This is a genomic window from Streptomyces sp. NBC_00690 (assembly GCF_036226685.1).
Taxonomy (GTDB): domain Bacteria; phylum Actinomycetota; class Actinomycetes; order Streptomycetales; family Streptomycetaceae; genus Streptomyces.
Genome location: NZ_CP109009.1, coordinates 6981059 through 6999019, shown reverse-complemented (window position 1 = coordinate 6999019; position 17961 = coordinate 6981059). Strand labels below are relative to the sequence as shown.

At 69.5% G+C, this 17961-nt stretch carries 4 protein-coding genes; all 4 read right to left on the bottom strand.

Translation table 11 applies throughout. The features are described from left to right. Positions 1-18 precede the first annotated feature (18 nt). From OID54_RS30470 to OID54_RS30455, 4 genes are read right to left on the bottom strand one after another with little or no spacing between them, the layout of a single operon-like run. Positions 19-1149: an LLM class flavin-dependent oxidoreductase gene (locus OID54_RS30470; RefSeq protein ID WP_329024750.1), complete on the bottom strand. Its 1131-nt coding sequence runs from the start codon at positions 1147-1149 to the stop codon at positions 19-21. Further along, entirely contained in the window at positions 1146-9302 is an 8157-nt protein-coding gene (locus OID54_RS30465; protein ID WP_329024748.1) for a non-ribosomal peptide synthetase/type I polyketide synthase, read from the bottom strand. The genes OID54_RS30470 and OID54_RS30465 overlap by 4 nt, the downstream gene beginning before the upstream one ends. After that, complete coding sequence (locus OID54_RS30460) at positions 9299-12643, bottom strand: type I polyketide synthase (protein ID WP_329024746.1); 3345 nt, start codon at positions 12641-12643, stop codon at positions 9299-9301. Before OID54_RS30460 ends, OID54_RS30465 begins: the two co-directional genes overlap by 4 nt. Continuing rightward, positions 12643-17916, bottom strand: coding sequence for an acyltransferase domain-containing protein (locus OID54_RS30455; RefSeq protein ID WP_443055802.1), 5274 nt, complete (start codon positions 17914-17916; stop codon positions 12643-12645). The genes OID54_RS30460 and OID54_RS30455 overlap by 1 nt, the downstream gene beginning before the upstream one ends. Between the last annotated feature and the right edge of the window lie 45 nt (positions 17917-17961).

The window sequence follows — 17961 nt, the reverse complement described above, 5'->3', positions numbered from 1 at the left end:
CGAACCTCCCGCTGAGGACTATCGGCCGGACGAGGACTGCGAGGCGGCCTCGCGCGCCTGGGCCGCGAAGTCGTTGCGGCGTTCCGAGACCCATCGTTGTGATGCCCGCCGGCTCTCCAGAGCACCGGTGAAGTGCGGTGCGACGTACCGGGCGAGCAGTTCGTAGCTTCTCTTGGTCTGCTCCCGCGTGGCCCAGTCCTGGGTGTTGACCAGCAGGGTGCCGAACCCGCCGCTTTCGTCGAGCATTCGTTGGATCGCTTCGATGGCGTCGTCCACCGAGCCGATGATGGCCGTACGCGTCTCCACCGCCACCTCTGCTTCCCGCCCCTCCGGCAGGGTCGCGGCTGCGCCGACCGTGTCGCGGACGTACTCGCGGAACCAACGGGCCATTCCGTCCTGGACCTGGCTGAGGGCCTCCTCCCGGGTCTCCGCGATGTGCACGCAGATGGCGACCCTCCATTTCGCCCGGTCCACGCTCCTGCCGTACTTGGTGGCTTCGTCCTCCGCCGCGGCCCACAACCGGGCGAGCGGCGGCTCCTCCATCCCCGGTCGTCCGGCGAAGGTGAGCGAGGACAGGCCGTACCGACCCGCCAGCCGCATACCCCTCTCGGAGCCGGCACTGGCGACGGCCATGTCGAAGCACGGCTTCGTACGGGGCCTCAGGTGCAAGCGGGCATCCCGTAGTTCGAACCAGTCGGTCTTCACGGTGACCGGTTCGTCATCGGTCAGCAGTTGCACCAGGGCGTCGAGGGACTCCCCCATCATGCGCCGCTGGTCGCCGGCCGCGATGCCCATCATGTGCGCGTCCGCGGGCGACACCCCTGCGCCCATGCCGAACATGGCCCGCCCACCGCTTTGGTGGTCGAGTTGAACGATTCGGTTCGCGGTGGTGAGGGGGTGGTGGTACGGCAGACTGACCACGCCGGTACCGAGTTTGATCCGCCGGGTCCGCTCTGCGGCGGCGGCGAGGAACAGCTCCGGTGAACTGACGGTGGACCAGCCACCGGAGTGGTGCTCACCCACCCACGCCTCTTCGATGCCGAGCACGTCCAGCCACTCGATCAGGTCCAGGTCTCGCCAGAACGCGGTCGTGGGGTCTTCGTCGAGCGAGTGGAACGGCGGGATGAACGCGCCGAAACGGAGGGTCATCGCTGGTGTCCTTCGTCGTTGGGTCGTGGGTGCGTGAGGGTCGTGGAGGAGTCGTCGAGCCAGGCATTCAGTGCGTCCGCCAGCCGGCTCAACTGCGGTTGCTGCATCACGGCGTAGTGGTCACCGGGAAGCTCGACGACGTGCGAGGCGGGCGGGAGCAGTTCCCGCCAGGCAGCCACCACCTCTTCGGTGGCACCGTCCACGGCCCGGAAGAAGCGGACCGGGCCCTCGTAGGGTGCCGGCCGGTGGCTGAGCAGGGCCCGGTAGTTTCGGGCGAAACGTCCGAAGATGGCGCCGAGGGTCTGTACGTCGATGTCGTCCGACAGCACCGACAGTCGGCGTGCCTCGGCGTGCAGCACTTCCAGGGCCCGGGTGTGGTCCCCCACCCCGCGGAAGAACTCGGCGCCGGGTTCCCAGGGCCTGTCGTTGAGTCCGCCGAGATCACGGGCGAACCAGGACAGCAGGACCGCGTCATCGATGTGTCCGTCGTCCGTGGGTCCCGGCGCTTCCATCAGATCGATGAGGGACAGGCTCTCCACCGCACGCCCCGCAGCGCCGAGTTGTCGGGCGATCTCCAGGGCCACGACACCGCCCATGGACCAGCCTCCCAGCCTGAGGGCACCATCGGGGACGACTGCTTTGATGGCCTTGGCGTACTGGCCCGCGAGTTCTTCAACCGTGGTCGACACGGTTCCGTCGGGCACCTGGAGGGCGTAGAACGGTTGCTCGTCGTCCAGCAGTTGTGAGAGCTCGGCGTAGCAGAGGACATCGCCTCCCACCGGGTGCACGAAGAACAGCGGTGGCCTGCTGCCCTCGGTACGGATCGGCACGAGGGTCGTGCGTCGGACCGTGGTGCCGGCGTTCCGGGCGACCTCTGCGAGCAGGGCGATCGTCGGACGGGCGAAGAGGGTGGACAGGGGGATCGAGCAGCCCATGCGGGTGTGGACGAGCGCCATGAGGCGCACGGCGAGCAAGGAGTTGCCTCCGAGTGCGAAGAAGTCGGAGTGCGCCCCGATGGAAGCATCGGGGAAGAACTCCGCCCAGATGTTGGCGAGTTCCCGCTCCACCACGTCCCGCGGCGCGATGGTGGTCGCATCGTCATCGGGACGGGCGCCCGGGGCGGGCAGTGCGGCCCGCTCGACCTTGCCGTTTGCGGTGAGCGGTAGTTCGTCCAGTACGAGGAGGTGCTGGGGCACCATGTACGCGGGCAGTGTCTTTCCCAGTGCTTCCCGCAGCGCTCCCGGCGCATCGAGCGGATCGTGCCCCTCGTCCAGTACGACGTACGCGACGAGTTGTTTGGCCCCGCGGGGATCGCCCAGGGCTGACACGACGGCAGCGCGCACTGCGGGGCACTGCAACAACGCGGCCTCGATCTCGCCCAGTTCGATGCGGTAACCCTGAACCTTGACCTGGAAGTCCTCCCGGCCAAGGAACTCGATGTTGCCGTCGGGCAGGTACCGCCCCAGGTCACCGGTCCGGTAGAGCCGTTCGCCGGTGGAGGGGTGGCGAAGGAACGAGAGGCGGTTCTTGGCCTCGTCCCCGAGGTAGCCGCGTGCGAGACCCGCCCCGCCGATGTGGAGGTGGCCGGGCACCCACACCGGGCACGGCTGCATGGCCTCGTTGAGCACATGGAACTGCTGGCTGCGCATGGGCGTGCCGTAGGGGACGCTCGTCCAGGTGGGGGCGACCTCGCCGACGGGGTACACGATCGACCAGATGGATGCCTCGGTCGCACCTCCCAGGCTCCACACCGCGGCGTCGGGCACCAGGGCGCGGATGCGATCGGGCAGGGTGACGGGTATCCAGTCCCCACTCATCATCACCGTGCGCAGTGGCGGTGTGTCGCGGTGTCCCTCGCCCAAGAGGTGCTCGACGAACATCTCCATCAGCGAGGGGACGCTGTTCCACAGCGTGACCCGGTGATCGGTGACCAGCCGGGCCCAACGTGCGGGCTCCCGATGGGCTTGGGGCTCCGGCAGTACGATCGCGCCGCCCGCGGCGAGGATGCCGAACACGTCGTAGACGGACAGGTCGAAGTTGAGCGCCGACAGGGCGAGTACCCGGTCCTCCTCGGTGATGCCGAAGCGCTCGTTGACGTCGAGCACGGTGTTGAGGGCACCGCGGTGCTCGATCATCACGCCCTTGGGAGTGCCGGTCGACCCAGAGGTGAAGATGACGTAGGCCAGATCGTCGGGGCGGGCAGTGGAGGGCTCGCGGGGATCGGCGTCCACCGAGTCCGCCGCGGGCCCGTCGACGCTCAGCCGCAGGGTTCCCTCCGGCCAGGCGGTGCGCTCCGCCACTCGACTTTGGGTCAGGACGAGGGTGATCTCCGCACGCTCCAGCAGCAGTCCCAGGCGCTCCGGCGGGATGTCCGCGTCGATGGGCACATAGGCCGCTCCTGACTTCAGCACGCCGATCGTGGCGGCGACCTGTTCCCATCCCTTCTCCATGACGATGCCGACGAGCACGCCCGGGCGCGCGCCGTGGCGGCGCAGCCAGGTGTTCAGCCGCTCGGTGCGGACGTCCAGTTCCCCGTAGGTGAGGGTGCGGTCGACCGCGATCACGGCGGTGCGTTCCGGGTGGGCGAGCGCCTGTTCGGTGAACGGCTCGTGGAGGAGGCCGGGGGGCAGTGGGGCGGAGGTCGCGTTGACGACCTGCCGCTGCATCAGGTCGGTCTCGGGTACCAGGACGGGGGCCGGGCGCTGCCAGGACCGTTCGTCGTGGCACAGACCGCGCAGGACGTCCACGTAGGCCGCGAACATGGCGTCGATCATGCCCTCGGGGAAGATCTCCTCGATGACGTCCCAGTTCACGATCAGCGCACCGGCATCCTCCACGACCTGGTGGTCGAGCCAGACCTGGGGGGTGCGGATGGAGCTGGAGACCTCACGGCCGCCCTGTCCGAGGGCCGTCAGATGCTGGGCGAGGCCCGTGGCAGCCGCGGAGTCCTCCTTGGCGGCGAAGTTGACCGTGCTGGCGAACACCACCGGCATGGCGGCCCGTCCGGCGCCGCCCCGGACCCGCTGGAGTTCGCGCAACACCTCGACCCCGCTCACATGGCTGTGTTCGAGGTCGTTCCACAGCTGTCTCTGCACCCGGTCCGCGCGCAGGGCGAAGCCGTCCGTCGCCGCACTGTCGATCTCCAGGAGGGTGGTGGCGCTGAAGTTCCCCACCACGCTGCCGACCTCCGCGTGCAGGGGAAGCCGATTGAAGAAGAGGACGTTGAGGGTGAACCGGCTGGTCTTGCTCCAGGCGGCGAGGACTTGCGCGTACGCGGTGCACAGGGCCGCCGAGGGTGTGACGCCGGCCGCCGCCGCGTACTTCTTGAACCGCCCCCAGTCCTCTGCCGCTATCCGGTCGGAGCGGTGGGTGAAGGCCGGTCGGTCGAGCGTAGCGGGGTCTTCGGCCAGGGGCAGTTCGGGTGCGGGCGGCAGCGACTCCACGCGCCCGCGCCAGTAGGCGAGGGAGGCGGCGTGCAGCTCCGTGCCCTCGATGGACCGTGCGGTCACTACGTAGTCGCGGTAGGTGATCGGCACCTCGGGGAGCACTGCGGCGCCTTCGCGGTAGGCGATGGCCCATTCGCGGAACAGGAGCGAGGTGCTCCATGCGTCGATGATCAGCGCGTCGAGGCCGATGTGCAGCCGGGTGCGCCCTTCGTCGACGAGTGTGGCCCGGACGTCGAACAGCGGCCAGCTCGTGGTGTCGAAGACCTGGTCCCTGACGTCCTCGTGGATCTCCCGGAGGATTCGGTCGCGCTCCTGCTCGCCGCGAGAGCGCAGGTCCGTGGTGCGCACCTCGTACGGGGGGACGTCAGCCAGCACCCGCTGGTGGCCGTCCTCCGTCATGACCGCGCGCAGCATGTCGTGGCGCGCGACCATCGCTTGGAATGCACCGGTCAGTCGGGGGACGTCGACGCCCTCCACATCGACCTCGATGAAGAAGTACGTCGAGACGTTGCCGAGTTCGAAGGCGCTCGACCGTCCCACGAGGTACGCCTGTTGGAGATCCGTCAGCGGGAAGGGGTCGTGCCGAGCGGCGTCGTCCGGGACGAGTACGGGGAGTCGGCCGCCCTCGGGGATCGGCCCACCGTCCGTTTCGGGGGTCTCGTCGTAGGCGTCCCGGCCGAGCAGACCGAGGATCTCCGTGCCGAGCGTGTGAACACTACGGCCGTCCAGGAAGATCACCAGCGGTAGGGAGATGCCCAGTCCAACGGAGAGTGCCTCCTTCACCTCCAAGGCCATCAGCGAATCCAGGCCGAGGTTCTGAAGTGGCTCGTGGACGTCCAGCTCTGTTTCGGCGGCGCCGAGAGCCCTGGCCACGGTGCGCACCAGCAAGTCCCGGACCTCTCCGGGGCTCTGGGGCGTTGCGGAGGCGACATCGGCCGCCGCTGCGGTGTGCTGCCGCGCACTCCCTTCGACGTGCTGCGGTTCCCGCGCGTTGCCGCGCAGCAGGTGATCGCGCTCCGCCCGCCTCAGACACACCCCGTCCGCCTCGGCCAGCAGTCGACCCCGGTCGTCGTACAGCCGGGCTTCGGCGAGGAGCACGGAGTTGGGGTCCGACGACGGCAGCAGCCTCACCCGGCAGTACGTCGGACCGGTGTCACCGGGGCCGTGCAGCAGGAAGCGGTCGATGCCCACCAGCATGTACGTGGCATCGGGAGGACTCTCGGGGGGCAGACAGGCGAACAGGGTCTGGAACAGGGCGTCCGTCAGCCCGGGATGCAAGCGGTAGGCATCGGACTCCCCCGGTCGGGGTGACCTCATGCGGGCGAGCGCCTCGCCCCCACCGGTGTGGATGTGTTCGACCCACTGCGCCGAGGGGCCGAGATAGAGCTTGCGCCGCCACATGCGGCGGTAGAAGTCGTCTCCGGTGGTCTCGGTGGTGAGCCGACTGCGGACGGCGTCCAGGTCCTCCACGGCCCCGGTCACCGCGCGGGCCGGCCCGATGCGGCCCTGTGCGTGGAGGGCCCACGGTGCTGCCTCGTCGCCCCGGCGTCCGGCGGCGAAGTACCGGAAAGTGGACCGCTCCTGACCGACGGTGTCCCGATCGACCACGAGTTGAACGTCAGCCTGCTCGCCGGGCTCCAGGATCATGCTCTGGAGCACCAGGCAGTCCTCGACCTGCACCGGCCCCGTGCCGTACAGCTCCCGGGCCGCCTCGAACGCGGTCTCCAGGTAGACGCCGATGTTGACGACCGGGAGTCCGTCCATCACGCAGTCGCCCAGACACGGGTGTGCATCGGCGCCGATCCGGGCGGAGAACTGCACCGCGGGCAGCGGGGACGGCACCCGCTCACCGAGCAGCGTCCGTGACGGACCGGCCACCGACGGCAGAGCGGTTCCCGCGGCGGGCAGAGCTCGGGAACTCGCCTTGAACCAGTACCGGCTCCGCTGGAAGGGGTACGTGGGCAGTTCCGCGAGGCGTCGGCCGCGACCCACGTCGTACTGCGCCCAGTCGACGACCACGCCCAGCGCGTACAGGGCACCCAGACTGTCCAGCGCAACCCGCGAGTCGTCCTGGCGCGGGCGCAGCGACGGCAGGAAGACCGGCGGACGGTCACTGCCCTGCCCGGTTTCGTCCGTGCCACCCGATCCGGCCGTCAGGAAGGGCTTGGCCAGGCCGCTCAGGGTGGGAGCGGGCCCCAGCTCCAGGAAGATCCGGTAGCCCTGCCGGTACAGGGTGGTCATGCCGTCGTGGAAGCGGACGGCTCGACGCGCGTGTTCGCGCAGGTAGGTGGCCGTGAATGCCCGCTCCCCCGTCAGGGGCTGCCCGGTGACATTGGAGATGAGCGGGATGCGGGGGGCGCGGAAGGTCACTTCGGCCGCCTCCCGTTCGAAGGCGTCGAGTGCCGGCTCCATCAGGGGTGAGTGGAAGGCCCGGTTGGTGGCCATCCGCTTCGCTCGGACGCCCTGTCCGGCCAGGACCGACAGCAGGGCGCCCACGGCTCCTTCGGTTCCCGAGACGACGACGCTCTGCGGTCCGTTGATCGCCGCGATCGAGAGTTCCGCCGCGTAGGGCTCCAGCGCGGAAGCCACCTGCTCCGGTGCCGCGAAGACCGCGGCCATGGCCCCTTCCTGGGTGAGCTCGTGCATCAGCCGTCCTCGGCGGGCGGCCAGCCGCAGAGCGTCGTCGACGTCGAGCACACCGGCGACACAGGCCGCCACCAGTTCCCCGATGCTGTGTCCGAGTACGGCGGAGGGTTCGATGCCCCAGGAGCGCCACAGTTGGGCCAGTGCGTACTCGACGGTGAACAGCGCCGGTTGCGTCCAGCACGTGTCGTGGATGAGGTCGGCGTCCTCGGGCACGGGGTCGAGCACGGACAGCAGGGGGCGGTCCGTCAGCGGGCGCAGCACCTCGGCGCAGTGGTCGACGACGTGTCGGAAGACGGGTTCGGTCGCATAGAGGGAGCGAGCCATGCCCGCGTACTGTGCGCCCTGTCCGGTGAAGAGGAAGACCACCCGCGGATCGGACACCGCAGTGACGTGCCCGCGGCGGCTGCCCGCCGGCTGATCGCCCGCGGCGCATCCGGCCAGCCGCTGTCCCATCTCCTCCACGGATGAAGCGGTCACCGCGAGCCGGTGGGGGAAGTGGGACCGGCCCGTGGCCGCGGTGTGGCAGATGTCCGCGAGTTCGGCGTTCGTGGCGGTCGCGAGGCGTTCGCCGTAGCTGGCGGCGAGAGCGGTGAGCGCGGTGGGACTTTTGGCGGAGAGCGTGAGGAGTTGCGCGGTGCGCTCCACGGAGGCCGGCGTTTCCGGCGCGGGCTCTGCGGGCGCCTCCTCGACGATGAGATGGGCGTTCGTGCCGCTGGCTCCGAAGGAACTCACCCCGGCGATGCGGACCTTCTCGCCGCGGGGCCACGGCACTCCGCGCGTCGGGATCTCCAGGGACAGGTCCTCGATGCCGATCTCCGGGTTGACCTCGGACAGGTGCAGGTGCGGCGGTATGCGCTCGTGCCGCATGGACTGCACGACCTTGATGAGGCCTGCGATGCCCGCGGCGGGCTCCAGATGGCCGACGTTCGTCTTGACCGATCCGACGAGCAGCGGGCCTGCCGCGCCGCGGTTCCCGAGCACTGCGTCCAGGGCGCGCAGCTCAAGCGGGTCACCGAGCGGGGTTCCCGTGCCGTGCGTCTCCACGTAGTCGACCTGTGCCGGCTCCACGGACGCCGCTCGCAGGGCCTGCCGGACCACGGCCTGTTGGGCGGCGGAGTTGGGCACGGTTACTCCGCTGCTGCGCCCGTCCTGGTTGACGGCTGATCCTCGGACGAGTGCGAGTATCCGGTCGCCGTGGGCACGGGCGTCGGAGAGTCTCTTCAGTACGACGACTCCGCAGCCTTCGCTGCGCACGTAGCCGTCGGCGCGCGCGTCGAACGTCTTGCAGCGGCCGTCCGCCGCGAGCATGTGCGCTTGGGACGCCACGACGAACCACTCGGGTGCGAGCAGCACGTTCACGCCACCGGCGAGGGCCAGGTCGGTTTCCCCCGATCTCAGGCTCTGACACGCGAGGTGCACTCCCACCAGGGAGGACGAGCAGGCGGTGTCGACGGAGAGGCTGGGGCCGTTGAGCCCGAGCCAGTAGGAGAGCCGGCCGGCGGCGAAGGTGGACGCGTTGCCGGTGAGTCCGTAGGCGTCCAGGTCGACCGGGTCGACCTGTTGCATCTGTGCCTGCATGTAGTCGTAGGTCGTGACCCCGAAGTAGACCCCTGTGTCCGAGCCCATGAGTCCGGCCGGTGCTTGGCCTGCGTGTTCGAGCGCCTCCCAACTCACCTCCAGCAGCAGACGCTGCTGGGGGTCGAGGGCGGCGGCCTCCCGGGGGGAGACACCGAAGAACGCCGGGTCGAACTGGTCGACCTGGTTCAGGAAGCCTCCTCGTCGCGTGGACATCTTCCCGGGTGCGTCGGGGGCGGGGTCGTAGAAGCCCTCCACGTCCCAACGGGAGGCGGGTATCTCTCCGGTGCCGTCTCCGCCGCTGTCCAGGAACTCCCAGAAGGCCCCTGGGCTGTTGGCGCCCCCGGGCATCCGGCATCCCATGCCGACGATGGCAATCGGCTCCGTCCTCGCCCGTTCCGCTTCGTCGAGTTCGGCGCGCAGCCTGCGTATCTCGCGCACGCTCTGGGCGAGGACGGACTGCCGTTCCGCACCGTCGTCTGTCATCGGGAACCTCCTGCGGTACGGGTCGACGCGCGGACCTCTTCGGCCAGCAGGGCGAGCAGTTCGTCTTCCGGGAGATCGCCCATGGCGTCCGTGTCGGGCAGGACAGTGCGCGAGGGAACGGTTGCCTCCCTGGCCCGGGCCTCGTTGGGCGGGGGCTGTGAGGGCGTTGGCACGGGGTCGGGCAGGGCCGTCGGCGTGCCCAGCAACCGCTCCGCGAGTCCGAGCAGATGGGCGGAGAGCGCCCCCACCGAGGGGTGCTCGAACATGATGGGCGCGGGCAGCTTGCGTCCGAACCCGGATTCGAGCCGGACCCTGACGCGGGCGGCGAGCATCGAGTCCATGCCCATCTGGAAGAAGCCCGCGTCCGCTTCGATGCGCTCCGGGGCCATCTCCAGGACGTCCGCCACCGCGTCGCGCACGAAGGCGAGGACCATGGTCAGCCGCCCGGCGCCAGTGGTGGGCAGCAGTCGGTCGAGCAGCACCGCCGGTTGGCTGCGCGGGGCCGTCGGCTGCGGCCGTGGGGAGTCCGCCCCCCGTGCGGGCGCGGATGGGGCGACGGTGCTTCTCGCACGGGTGTCACGGAACCAGAACCGTTCGTGTTGCCACGTGTAACCGGGTAGCGGAACCGAGCGCCCCCGCATCGGTACGGGCAGGTTCACCGGGATGTCGTGCACATGCAGTGCACCGAGGATCTCCAACGTCCCGTGGGTCTCCGGCTCATCGCGCCGCATGGCCGGCAAGGCGAGCCCGTCCCGCTCACGGACGTCGAAGGCCTGCTCCACCGCGGACAGCAGGACGGGGTGCGGGCTCATCTCCAGGAACACTCCGTGGTCCCGGCTGATGAGGCCCTGCACGGCATCCCAGAACAGGACGGGCTCCCGGAGGTTGCGCATCCAGTAGTCCGCGTCGAACTCCGAGCCGTCGGACCACGTTCCCGTCACCGTCGACAGGATGGGTATGCGGGAGAGCTGGGGTCGCAGGTCGGCGAGATCCGCGAGGAGTTCGTCCCGCAGCACATCGACCTGCGGGCTGTGGGAGGCGACGTCAACCTTCACCGGTCGGCAGAACACCCCGCGCCCGCGCAGCTCCTCCGCCAGGTCGACGAGAGTCCCCGGATCACCTGACAGCACCGTCGACGTGGGGCTGTTGCTGACGGCCACGGACACCTCGTCGCGGCATCCCTCGATGAGCCGGTCCGCCTCGTCCAGCGGCAGGGCGATGACCAGCATCGCTCCCTGGCAACTGATGCGGCGGAGCAGGGCGCTGCGCCGGCAGATGATGCGGGCGGCGTCCTCCAGGGTGAGCGCTCCCGCGACATGGGCCGCCGCGACCTCTCCCATGCTGTGCCCCACCACCGCGTCGGGTTCCAGGCCGAAGGAGCGACATCGCGCCGCGAGACCCACGGCGAGGGCGAACAGCGCAGGCTGGATCAGATCGATGCGGTCGAGCGTCGCCGCCTCGTCGATCCTCATGACCTCGTCGATGATCGAACGTCCGCCGAGCCAGCGGCGCATGGCGTCATCGCACTCGGTCACCGCAGCCCGGAACACCGGGCAGACCGCCAGCAGTTCCCGACCCATGCCCGCTCGTTGGGACCCCTGGCCCGGGAAGACGAAGACGACTCCGTCCGCCACGGAGCTTCCGGCGTGACCCGTGACGGCTCCGGCCGGCTCCTCCCCCTCCAGCCAGTTCGTCAGCCGGGCCGCCGCATCCTGATGCGATCCGGCCACCACGGCAAGTCGGTGCTGGTGACGGGTGCGGCGGACCGTGGCCGTATGGACGAGGTCCGCGAAGTCTTGAGCACGGCCCTCGGACGAGAGGAGGTGGTCGCGGTAGGCCCGCGCCATGGGCGCCAGTGCGTCGGCCGTGGCCGCGGACACCGGCAACAGCCAGGGGCCCTCCTCGGACGGGTTCCTCGCCGCTTCGCCATCGGTGTCCGCCGGAGCCGGGCCGAGGATCACATGGGCGTTCGTACCGCCCGCGCCGAAGGAACTGACCGCCGCGTGGCGCCGCTCGTCGGGAACCTCCCAGGTACGCAGGGAGGTCGGGATGGACAGCCGGGTCCCGTCGAGGTCGATGTGTGGGTTGACGGTCGACAGGTGCAGATGCGGGGCGATGGCGCTGTGGTGGATGCTGAGCGCCGCCCGGATCAGTCCGGCCATGCCAGCGCCGGCTTCCAGATGGCCGATGTTCGTCTTCACCGAGCCGAGGGCGCACGGGGACGCTCCCCCGCTCGGATCACCGTAGACCGCGCTGAGCGCTTCCACCTCGATCGGGTCGCCGAGTTCCGTTCCCGTGCCGTGCGCCTCCAACAGCGTCACCTGGGACGGCTCGATGCGGGCGTTGCGGAGGGCCTGTTTGATCACGGCGCGCTGCGACAGTCCGTTGGGGGCGGTCAGGCCGTTGGTCAGACCGTCCTGGTTGACGGCCGAGCCGCGGATGACGGCCCAGATCCGGTCGCCGTCTGCGGTGGCGTCGGAGAGCCGCTTGAGCACCAGCGTCCCGACGCCCTCACCACGGGCGTATCCGTTCGCCTGCGCGTCGAAGGTCTTGCACCTGCCGTCGGGGGCGAGCGGCAACCCCTTGGCGTGTGCCAGGGCCATGTTGGGCGACAGGATCAGGTTCATGCCGCCGACCACCGCCGTGTCACATTCCCGGGTGCGCAGGCTCTGGCAGCCGAGGTGCACCGCGACGAGGGAGGAGGAGCAGGCGGTGTCGACCGTCAGGCTGGGCCCGCGCAGGTCCAGCAGGTAGGAGAGGCGGTTCGAGATGATGCAGTTGGTTCCGCCGACCACGGTGTAGTCGTCGATCGCGGTGACGTCCTGGACCTGGAGTTGGAGGTAGTCCGAGGCGTTGGCACCCACGAAGACACCGGTTTCGCTGGCCCGTAGTTCCTCCCGGGTCAGCCCGGCGTCCTCCAACGCCTCCCAGGCCACTTCGAGGAAGTGCCGCTGCTGGGGGTCCATTCGGCCCGCTTCGCGCGGCGATATGCCGAAGAAGTAGGGGTCGAAACGGTCGACGCCTTCGATGAACCCGCCGTACACAGGAGCGACTCCGTCCTGCGCCGACGCACCGCCTCGCCCGCGAAGCTCCCGACGTTCTTCCGGGATCTCCCCGATGGTGTCGACTCCTTCGGAGACCACCTTCCAGAAGGCCCCGGGCGACGACACGCCACCCGGCAAGCGGCAGCCCATCCCGACGATGGCGATGGCTTCCCGCTTCGCGCGTTCCAGTACGTCGAGCTTGCCGCGCAGTTGTCGTACGGCCGCGAGGGCATGGGTGACGGTGGCGTCCGCTGCGGCTGTCGCCGCGTTCGTCGTCGGGCCCGGTGTGCCGCTCATCAGATGGTCTCCATCCGCTCGTTGAGCTCGGCCAGTTCACGTTCGAGCAGTTCCTCTGGGGTCCCCGCGGCCGGCTGCGGACCGGTACCGCCGCGTGCGCCTTCCCCCGGGGCGGGCGGGGACCCTTCGGCGGGCACGATCGCGTCGTCCAGCTCCAGGCACAGCTTCTCCGCCAGGAAGGGGGCGATCTCACGAACGGTCGGGTAGTTCCAGATGAGCGTGGCCGACAGAGGTATCCCGAAGACCGCCTCCAGCCGGTTCCGCAGCTCCAGGGACATCAAGGAGTCGATTCCCAGGGACTTCAGCGGGCGGTCCGTCTCGACCCTGCGCGCGGGCAGTCGCACCACCTGCGCGACGTTCTCCCGCACCGCCGATTCCAGGGCGGCGCGCCGCTCGGGACCGCTCGGCAGCGCGGCGATGGTCGCGCGCAGTCCACCGGTCGTGGCAGCGAGCGGGACCTGGCCGTCCGTCGCGATCGCCCCGGGCCGCGCGGCCAGGACGGGCACGGACCGCAGCAACACGATGCGCAGACCGGTCACGTCGATGAGCAGAGTGCCGTCCGGGCCGTACACCCGGACATCGGCTTCGCGTTGACCGTCTGCGGTGGCACGGCAGGTGGAGTGTGCCCACATCTCGTCGGGGAGGGCCGCGTGGACGGTCACCCTCCCCATGCCTTCACTGAGGAAGCCGCCCGATGCCCGCCACTCACCGTCGAGGAGCGGTGCCAGGGCCGACTGCAAGGCACAGTCGAGCAGTGCCGGGGCGACGAGGTAGCCGGTGCCGGGGAGCTCGGGCCGGGTGTCGAGACGAATCCTCGCCAGGGCCTCGTCGTCGTTGCGCGCGATGTCCTGGATGCCGCGGAAGGCAGGGCCGTAGTCGAGACCGCAGGCGGCCAGCGCCCGGTAGTAGTCGGATCCTTCGAGCGTTTGGGCCATCCGCCCGGCCAGGCGTTCGATGTCGGTCGGTTCGGCTCGTCGGCCGGAGTCGGCCGTGGACAGCGACGCCTGGGCGACACAGACCGGACCGTTGTCCTCCGGGACGAAGAAGCGTATGCGGGCTTCCCGTTCCTGGGTCCCCTCCAGTACCACCTGAACCCGTGTGGGTCGGCTCTGAGAAAGGACCATCGCCTGCTGGAAGAGCACGTCGGACAGCACGTGCCCGGGGCCGTCCCACACCTGGCCGGCAGCCGCGAGGGCCATCTCGACGAATCCCGCACCGGGCATCACGGCGGCCCCGCCGATCCGGTGGTCGCCCAAGTCGGCGGTATCGGCGACGAACTCCATCTGCCAGTAGTGGGTGCCCGGTTGTACGGCCGAGTCGATCCGTTCACCGAGCAGTCCACGACGCGGTACGAGTCCGGCACCCGAGCGAGGTGCCCGGTCGGACCGCTCGTGCCAAAAGCGCTCCCGCTGCCATGCGTAGGGAGGCAGTCGCCGGCCGCGCCGAGCGGGGGTCACCGCCCGGTCGACACGCGTCGCCGCCCCCAGTACGTGCAGCCTGCCGAGGGAGGCGAGTAGCGTGTCCCGCTCGTTCTCGTTCCTGCGCAACGAAGGGATCACCGTCGCTGCGCCACCGTTCTCCGCAGCGACCTGCTCGACCGCGGGGAGCAGGATGGGGTGGGGGCTCATCTCGACGAAGGCGTGCACCCCTTCCCGTACGAGACGGGCCACCTGGGCGCCGAAGAGGACCGGTTCACGGAGGTTGTCGGCCCAGTAGTTCTCGTCCAACTGGGTGCCGTCCAGGACGGCTCCAGTGACGGTCGAGTAGACGGGTACGGTCCCCGGGTGGTGGGCGATGCCCTTCAGGGCTGCCAGGAGGTCCGGGCGCAGCGGGTCCATCTGGGGGCTGTGGGAAGCAACGTCCACCTTGACCCACCGACAGAACACCTGTCCGCGTTCCAGTTGTCCGGCGATCTCGGCCAGGACCTCGCGGTCGCCGGAGAGGACCGTGGAGCGCGGACTGTTGCTGACGGCGACGGAGACCTTGTCCTCCCTGCCCACGAGGACCTCCCGCGCCTGGTCAACGGTGAGTTCGACGGCGAGCATCGCGCCCAGTCCACTGGTGCGGCGGAGCAGGCGGCTGCGCACGCAGATGATCCGTGCCGCGTCCTCGATGCCCAGCACGCCGGCGACATGGGCCGCGGCCACCTCTCCCATGCTGTGTCCCACCACGGCGTACGGTTCCACGCCCCAGGAGCGCCACAGGGCTGCCAGCGCGACTTCGACGGCGAAGAGAACGGGCTGGACGACATCGATGCGGTCGACCATCAGGTCGGTGTCGCCGGATGTCAGCTCGGCTTCGATCGACCAGCCGACATGGGCGCGTGCTGCCGTGTCGCACGCGCGGATGGCCGCGTGGAACACCGGCTCGCTGCGGATGAGTTCCCTGCCCATGCCGATCCACTGGGAACCCTGGCCGGGGAAGACGAACGCGACCCTGGGCCTGCTCTGCGCGGCTGTGCCCGTGGTGTGGAGTGCTGGGTGGTTCTCACCGCGGGCGTGAGCCGACAGGGCCTCGACGAGTTCCGTCTCGGTTCGCACGGGGAGCGCGAGTCGATGGGAATGGTGGCCCCTGCGCAGGGCCTCCTGTGCCAGGGCCGGCAGTCCCCCGGTCCTGTCGCCCGGGTCGGAACCGGATGACGTCAGGCGTTCGGCCACCTGGCCGGCGAGGTCGCGCAGTGCCTCGGGGCACTTGGCCGACAGGGTGAACAGTTCGCCGACCGGCTCGGCGTCCGCGCCCGGCAGGCGTACCGCCGTCCCGAGCCGCGCGAGCGCCGTCAGTGTCTCGACCAGTCCGGTGCGATCGTCCGCGTCGCGTCGCATCGTGGTCATGACGGTCGCGGTCCTGCCGGAGTCCTCAACGCTCTGTTGTAGGGCGGAGGCGAGCACCGGATTGGCACTGATCTCCACCAGGACATCGAACTTCTCGCTGAGCAGATGGGCCGTCGCGTCGGCGAGCCGGACCTGCTCGCGCAGGTTCCGGACGAAGTACGCCGGGCCGACGTCCCGCCAGTCCAGGGGCTGTCCGGTCACGGAGGAGATGACGGGGATGCGACCTGGCTTCCCGGTCAGTCCTTCGATGGCACGCTCCAGATCGGCCGTGATCGGGTCGATGGCGGCGGTGTGGGCGGGCAGATCGACACGGATCATGGCGCACAGCACCCCCTCGGTCTTCAGTTGGGCGACGAGCGCCTCCAGTTCCGAGCGATCGCCCGCCAGTGCCGTACTGCGCGGTCCGTTGCGGGTGGCGACGCACACCGAGGAGGGCGAGCGGGCCAGACGTTCCTCCAGTTCGACTGCCGAGAGTTCGAAGACGGCCATGCCCCGGTCGGAGCCGGCCACCCGGCGCTGCTGATCGCTGTAGTGGTGGACCAGTCGTACGGCGTCCGGCAGGTCGAGCACACCCGCGATCACGCACGCGGCGATCTCCCCGAGGCTGTGGCCGACGACGGCACCTGGCCGGACTCCGGCGGCTTCCAGCCAAGTGGCCAGCCCTACCTGGATCGCGAAGACGATGGGCTGCATGACGCCCACGTCATCGGTGCGGGCGCACTCCTCGGTCAGGAACAGCTCTTCCACCAGGGACCACCCGGTGTACTGCATGAGTTCCCGGTCGCACTCCATGAGAACGGACCGGAAGACCGGCTCGGTACGGAAGAGATTGCGTCCCATGCCGACCCACTGCTGCCCGTACGGCGAGCAGACGAAGGCGACCCGGGGCCGTCCCAGAATGCCTCGTGCGGTGACATCGGGCAGCACGACGGGGGTCGGTTCCCGATGGCCCTCGACCACCACGTGGACGTTGGTACCGCCCCAGCCGAAAGCACTCACACCCGCGTACGCAGGGCCCGTGGCAGGCCATGGCTCGGTCTCCGTGGGCACTTTGAGCCGCAGGTCATCGAAGGGAACGTGCGGGTTCGGGGTGTCGAAGTGGAGGTTCCGCGGTACCTTGCGGTGTTTGAGCGTCAAGGCGGTCTTGATGAAGCCGGCGATTCCGGCCGCGGCTTCCAAGTGGCCCAGGTTGGTCTTGACCGAACCAATGCGAAGCGGGCGGTCCTCCGCCCGCCCTGTGCCGAGGACCGCGCCCAGCGCCATGGCTTCGATGGGGTCTCCGAGCGCGGTCCCCGTGCCGTGCGTCTCGACGAAGTGCACCTCGTCCGGTGCCACCCGAGCGCGGTGGTAGGCAGTTCGCAGCACCTCTTCCTGCGCCACCGGGTTGGGCGCGGTGAGTCCGTTGCTCAAGCCGTCGTTGTTGGCAGCGGTACCGCGGATCGTGCACCAGATGTCGTCGCCGTCGGCGAGCGCCCTGGTCAACGGCTTGAGGACGACGACCCCGCATCCCTCGCCACGGCCGAAGCCGTCGGCCCGCGCGTCGAAGGCCTTGCAACGGCCGTCCGGGGACAGACCGCCGAACCTGCTGAGGGACACCATGGTCTCGGGACTCAGTAGCAGGTTGACTCCCCCGGCGATGGCCATCGAGGACTCACCGCTCACGATGCTCTGGCAGGCGAGGTGCAGGGCCAGAAGCGAGGACGAGCACGCGGAGTCGAGGACGACACTGGGGCCGCGGAGCCCGAGGACGTAGGACAGCCTGTTGGCGACCATGTTCAGCGCCCGCCCGGTGGCCGAGTGCGAGGACAGGCTCGCTGGATCGCCGCAAGCGAGGTCCGCGTAGTCGTGCCAGATCGCCCCGGCGAACACTGCGGTGTCGGTGCCCATGAGACTACTCTGAGCGATGGAGGCGTCTTCCAATGCCTCCCAGGCGACTTCAAGGAACAATCGTTGCTGGGGGTCCATTTCCTGGGCTTCCCGCGGGGAAATCCCAAAGAAGAGCGGATCGAATTCATCTATTTGACCATCGAGGAATCCGGCTGCCATCGTCGTCATATCACCGGAAGCCACGTGATCTTCGCTGCCGGGAGGACGCGTGTCCCATCTTCCAGTAGGAACGGAACTTACCGCATCAACCCCGGATTCCAACAGCCGCCAGAAAGATTCAATATCGCCGGCACCAGGGAAGCGGCACGCCATGCCGACGACCGCAACGACCTCGTCCTGGCGGCGATCACCTCGACCCATCGGGCGCCTCACTGCGCCGGCCGCCTCGGCGGCCTCACCCATCACCACCCTGGCAGCCAGCGCTCCAATGGTCGGGTGAGACCACATAAGCGCAGGTGAAAGATGTCTTCCTAGCTCACGAGAGAGCTCCGCCATCAGGGCCGTGGCACGCATCGAGTCCACCCCCAACCTGGCGAGCAGCTCATCGTCACCCACTTCGCCCGTCGACCGACCCACCAGCGCGGCCACCCGATCACGAAG

Bases quoted from the DNA above. Each gene is read 5' to 3' on its own strand.
- OID54_RS30470 (WP_329024750.1), bottom strand. From the start codon at position 1,149: ATGACCCTCCGTTTCGGCGCGTTCATCCCGCCGTTCCACTCGCTCGAC.
- OID54_RS30465 (WP_329024748.1), bottom strand. From the start codon at position 9,302: ATGACAGACGACGGTGCGGAACGGCAGTCCGTCCTCGCCCAGAGCGTG.
- OID54_RS30460 (WP_329024746.1), bottom strand. From the start codon at position 12,643: ATGAGCGGCACACCGGGCCCGACGACGAACGCGGCGACAGCCGCAGCG.